Raw genomic sequence first — 5758 nt, forward strand, 5'->3', positions numbered from 1 at the left:
GACCGCGTTGAAGAACGCGTTCCAGTACGAGACGCCGTAGAACAGCGCGACGACGGCGACGGCGGCCCGGGACATCGGCAGCACGATCTTGCCCAGGATGCGCCAGTCCCCGGCCCCGTCGATCCGGGCGGCGTCGAGCACCGCCGGTTCGATGCCCATGAAGAAGTTGCGCAGGATCAGCACGTTGAACGCCGAGACGGCGCCGGGCAGGATGAGCGCCCAGTAGGAGTCGATCAGCCCCAGCGAGCTCACCAGCAGGTAGGTCGGGATCAGGCCGGCGCCGAAGAACATGGTGATGAGGAAGACGAACAGGATCGGGCGGTGCCCGAACGAGCGCGGCCGGGACAGCCCGTACGCCGCGAGGATCGAGACCACCGTGGAGAGCAGGGTGCCCACCGCGGTGACCCCCGTGCTCACCAGGACGGCTCGGGTGACGATCCCGCCGGAGAGGATCTCGCGGTACGCGTTCAGCGTCAGGTCACCGGGGACGGTGACCAGGCCGCCGGCCGCGACGGTCTCGGCCTGGGTCGACATGCTCGTGAGCAGCACCGTGTACAGCGGGAACAGGACGACCAGGACGACGCAGGTCAGCACGACGCCCTTGCCTGCGGCGCCCAGCGGCGTCGGTTCTTCTTCCCAGACCGGACGGTGCTTGTTGCGCCGCTTGCGGCGCGCGACCGGGGCGGTGGACGTGTCGGATGGAGAGGAGGTCGTGAGGGTCTGTTGGCTCATGCTTTTTTGTAAACTCCGTCTTCTCCGAAGGCGTGGGCCAGCTTGTTGGCACCCAGCACGAGACCAAGGCTGACGACGCCCTTGACCAGGCCCGCCGCGGCGGCGAAGCTCCAGTCGCCGTTGACCACCCCCTGGAAGTACACGTACGTGTCGATGACTTCCGAGACCCCCGAGCCCACCGCGGCGCGTTGCAGGATGAGCTGCTCGAAGCCGACCGACAGCGCGTCCCCGAGCCGCAGGATGAGCAGCAGCAGGATCACCGGGCGCAGGGCCGGCAGCGTGATGTGCCAGATGCGGCGCCACCGGTTCGCGCCGTCGACAGCGGCCGCCTCGTACAGCTCCGGCGAGACGGTGCCCAGGGCCGCGAGGAAGATGATGATGCCCCAGCCGGCGTCCTTCCAGACCGACTGCATCGTGATCAGCACAAGGAAGGCGTGCGGATTGGTCATCACGTCGAAGGCCGCGTAGCCGTGGTGGCGCAGGGTCTGGCTGAGCAGGCCCGCCCCGCCGAGCATCTGCTGGAAGAGCGTCACCACGAGCACCCAGGAGAAGAAGTGCGGCAGGTAGACGATCGACTGGATGACGGTGCGGATCTTGGGGGTCATCACCGAGTTCAGCAGCAGCGCGAGGAAGATCGGCACCGGGAAGAAGAACACGAGCTGGAACGCCGTGATCGTCAGGGTGTTGCGGACCGCGTCGAGGAACAGCGGGTTGCTGAACACGCGCGCGAAGTTCGCCCACGCCACGTACGGGCTGTGCAGGAAGCCCGTGTACGGCGAGTAGTTCTGCCACGCGATGACGTTGCCGAGCATCGCCACATACGCGAACACGACCAGCAGCAGCACCGCGGGTGCCACCATGATCAGCAGCGTGCGGTCCTGCCGCAGGCGGGCACGCCAGCCGATCCTGCGGACCGGGTTCACGCGCGGAACGGCCTTGCGGACCGCCCCGTCCCGCACCGGGTCGGGCACGAGCGCCGGGAGGCTCACGCCTTGTCCAAGATGTCCTGGTAGAACTTGCGCAGATCCTCGCCGCCGGAGGACTTCCAGGTGGCGATCGCCGAGTCGAGGTCCTTGAGCGTCTTGCGCCCCCGGGAGATGTCCCTCTCCAGGTCAGCGAACGGCTGGGCGAGCGAGCCGAACTGCTGGGGCTCGGAGATCTGCTGGCCGAAGAACACCGGCTCCTCGACGTGAGCGGCCACCTTGGCCTGCCAGGTGCACATGGCCTCGACGAAGCCGGGGTACTGCACGTGGGTCTCCGCGACCGGGCCGTCCACCAGGAAGATGTACGTCGGCTGCAGCTCCTTCACCGCGAGCGGCGTCGGGACAGGCAGGCCACTCTTCGCGTCCTTCGTGTAGTGCACGCCCTCGACACCGTTGGTGATGACGTTGCACTCGGTGGTGCCGAACGGCGCGGCCAGCAGGTTCGCGATGCCGAGCAACTCTTTGATCCTGGCCTTGTCATCGGTCTTCTTCAGGAACGAGAAGATGCCCGTCGGGTTCGCCTCGAACAGCACCGGGGTGCCACCGTCGGCCGCGAACGGGTCGAACGGCTGCTGGGAGTACGACGGGTTGCCGGCCAGGTTGTCGCGCAACGCCTCGTTCCACCCACCGAGGCTGTCGTTCACGATCAGCGTCTTGCCCGCCTGGAAACGCGACTTGGCCTCACCTGCCTGGCCGGCCACGGCGTCGGGGTGCACCGCGCCGGATGCGAAGAGCTTGGCGTTCCACGCGAGTGCCGCGCGGTACTCCTCGGTCTCGACGCGGTGCACGAGCTTGCCGCCGTCAACCCTCCACTTCGGCACGACGCCGTGGATCGTCGCGGCAGAGTTCCAGAGGTCTTCCGCACCCCAGCGCCCGGCCTTGGTATCGGTGAGCTCCTTGGCCAGGGCGAGCAGGTCGTCGCCGTTCTTCACCTCCGGGGTGATGCCCATCTCTTTGAGCAGGTCGTTGCGGTAGAAGATCGCGTCGCCGACGACCGCGCCGGGGAATGGCAGCCCGTAGAGCTTGCCGTTGAACACGCAGTACTTCCACGCCGCGGACGGGATGTTCGCCAGGTTCGGGAAGTCCTTGACCTTGTCACCCGCGAGGAACGGGGTGAGGTCCTCGAACACGTTGCCGACGATCTCCGAACCGAACCGCGGAGGCAGGTTCCAGGTCGGCACGCAGACCCAGTCGGCCACGTCCTTGGCCGAGGCGAGCACGGTCGCGAGCTTGTCGCCGTAGGTGTTGCCATCGGTGATCTGGAACTCGAGGGTCGACCCAAGCAGGTCGTTGACCGCCTGGTAGTACTGGTTGCCCTTGGTCGACGGGATCGTGCCCCACAGCGGCGTCATCGCCTTGAAGGACGCACCGCTGCCCGGCACCTTCGACACCGACTGCACGAACTTGTCCGGCAGCTTCAGGTACCCGGGAACCGAGCCCTTCACGCTCGGGAAGTCCGGCTTCACGTACTCCACCGGGATGTAGCTCGGGATGACCTTGCCGGCGTCCGAGGCCGCAGGCCCGGCCGACGTCGGCGCCGCCGTCGCGCACCCTGTGAGCAGCGACGGCACGCCGACGACGGCCGCCCCCGTCGCGATCATGCGCAGGAACGACCGCCGACGAACGGCGATCTCCCCGACCTGGCCCAGCTGTGTGGTGGTGATCATCAGCGCACTTCACTTCCTTGTGGAAACGCACGTTCACATGGCAATGCGGGTCCGGCGCGACCTTCGGTAGTCCACCGAAGGAGGATGTACTGGCGCCGCGTGGGTCGGGCGGGGATCGAGCGAGTTCAGTTGAGAAAGACTCCTGATTCGCGACTTCCGAGCGCCGAGCTGTCGACGCCTATTCGGAAGGTGGCGCTCAGGAGGTCGACGGTCCGCGAGCTGGGTCCCACGAGCAGCTCGAACTCGCCGGGTTCCACTACTCGGCGGCCGTCGGCGGTGACCAAGGTGCAGGACGAGGCGGGCAGCTCCAGGTGCACCATCGCGGATTCGCCGGGGCCGACAAGGACCTGCTGGTAGGACTTGAGTTCCTTTTCCGCCCAGGTCACGCTCGTGACCAGATCGTTGATGTACACCTGAACGGTCTCGAGCGCCGGACGGTCGCCGGTGTTCGTCAGCCTCACCTGGGCCCGGATCGTCGCGTCCGGCCTCAGTTCTGGGGTATGCACGACGAGATCGGAATACTCCACGGTGGAGTAGCTCAGCCCTTCGCCGAAGACGAACTGCGGGTCCAGGGTGAGGTCGGCGTAGCTGTCGCCGCGCTGGCCGCGCACGACGTTGTAGTAGACGGGCTGCTGGCCGACGTGCCGGGCGAAGGACACCGGTAGCCGCCCAGTCGGTTCGATCTGGCCCAGGATCAGCTCGGCGATGGCCCGTCCGCCGCGCATGCCGGGATTGAACGCCTGGATGAGCGCGGCGGCGTTGAGGGCCGACCGGGGCAGGACTGCCGGTTTGGAGTTGACCAGGACAACAATCATGGGTGTGCCTGTTGCCGCCAACGCGTCGAGGAGGGCGACCTGGGCACCGACAAGTTCCAGGGTCGCGGTGGAGGTCAATTCGCCGGCCAGGGCGACGTTGTCTCCGACGACGGCGATCACATAGTCGGCCGCCTGCGCGGCGGCTACCGCCTCGGCAATCATGAACGGGTCCGGTGAGGCCGGCTCAAGCGTCGGGAACCGCGGTTGACCGTCAGGGAACACGAGTCCGTCCGGGTGAGGCAACATGGCCCCGATCTCGGCGCCACGAGCGTGCGTCACCGTCCAGTGGCCTGGGGCAACGGCGCGGAAGCCGTCGACTACGGTTTCGACGGTTTCCCGGGGATGGCCGTCGGGCATCCAGTCGGCCTGCCCGGAGGCCCCGGCCCAGTCGCCCAGCTGAGCGTCCGGATCGTCGGCATTGGGCCCGACCACCGCCAGCGTGCGTGGAGTCGGGGCCGCGCCGGCCAACCCGCCGTCCAGCGGAAGTGTTCCATCGTTGTTCAGGAGCACCAACGATCGGCGGGCCATCTGCAGGTTCAGCGCAGCGTGGTCGGCGCAGCCGATGACCTCTGCCTGTCGGGTCGGGTCGGGCCGACGCGGGTTCTCGAAAAGCCCCAGCTCGAACTTGAGGCGAAGGACGCGGCGCACCGCGGCGTCGATGTCAGCCTCGACGATCAGGCCGTTGGCCAGCGCTGCCTGCGCGCCTTCGAAGAAGCCCGGCGTGGCCATCACTATGCCGTTGCCGGCGAGGACTGCGACCGCGGCGGCCTCTGTGTCGTCGGCGCACACCTTCTGCTCCCGCACCAGCCGGCCGACGCAGTCCCAGTCGGTGACAAGCGTCCCGGTGAATCCCCACTCCTGTTTCAGGACGTCGTTGAGCAGCCATTTGTTGGCCGTGACGGGAACCCCGTCCATCGCCTGGTAACCGAGCATGAAGGTCCGGCAACCCTCCCGTGCCGCCCGCTCGAACGGCGGCAGGAACCATGACCGGAGCTTGCGCCGGCTGATATCGGCCTCGCTGGCATCCCGACCGCCCTGGGTCTCGGAATAGCCGGCGAAGTGCTTCGCGCACGCCAGGACCGCTGTCGGATCGTCGAGACCGTCACCCTGATAGCCACGGATCATCGCCGCACCGAACTCCGAGATCAGGAACGGGTCTTCACCGAACGTCTCGTCGACGCGGCCCCAACGCAGGTCACGGGTGATGCACAGGACGGGTGAGAAGACCCAGTGGATGCCCGTTGCGGCCACCTCGACAGCGGTCACCCGGGCGGCCTGCTCGATCAGGTCGGCATCCCAGGCGGCAGCCATGCCCAGCTGGGTCGGAAAGATCGTCGCACCCGGCCAGAAGGAGTGACCATGGATAGCGTCGTCGGCCGTCAGCAGGGGGATACCGAGCCGGGTCTGCGCCGCCAACGCCATCGCGTCCATCAACCGCTCGGGGGAGGCATGCAGGATCGACCCGGCGTGCCTGGTCACGACGATGTCCTCGAGGTCGTCCTGGGCGTTCAGCTGCAGCAGCTGGCCCACCTTCTCCGCCGTGGTCATGCGGGCCAGCAGG

General features: G+C 67.5%; 4 protein-coding genes. All 4 read right to left on the reverse strand.

What is annotated here, in order from left to right; genetic code table 11:
* Window positions 1-732 (reverse strand): carbohydrate ABC transporter permease (locus VIM26_RS16915; protein ID WP_331953278.1); only part of this gene is annotated, 732 nt, incomplete at its 3' end.
* A complete protein-coding gene (locus tag VIM26_RS16920; protein ID WP_331953284.1) occupies window positions 729-1655 on the reverse strand; it encodes an ABC transporter permease in 927 nt (308 codons plus the stop codon). The genes VIM26_RS16915 and VIM26_RS16920, both read right to left, overlap by 4 nt.
* A 62-nt stretch (window positions 1656-1717) precedes the next feature.
* A complete protein-coding gene (locus tag VIM26_RS16925) occupies window positions 1718-3382 on the reverse strand; it encodes an extracellular solute-binding protein (protein ID WP_331953280.1) in 1665 nt (554 codons plus the stop codon).
* A gap of 125 nt (window positions 3383-3507) precedes the next feature.
* Window positions 3508-5757, reverse strand: a complete 2250-nt coding sequence (locus tag VIM26_RS16930; RefSeq protein ID WP_331953282.1) for a glycoside hydrolase family 3 N-terminal domain-containing protein — start codon at window positions 5755-5757, stop codon at window positions 3508-3510.
* Between the last annotated feature and the right edge of the window lies 1 nt (window position 5758).

The organism is Pengzhenrongella sp. (assembly GCF_036565025.1).
In the GTDB taxonomy this organism is placed as follows: domain Bacteria; phylum Actinomycetota; class Actinomycetes; order Actinomycetales; family Cellulomonadaceae; genus Pengzhenrongella.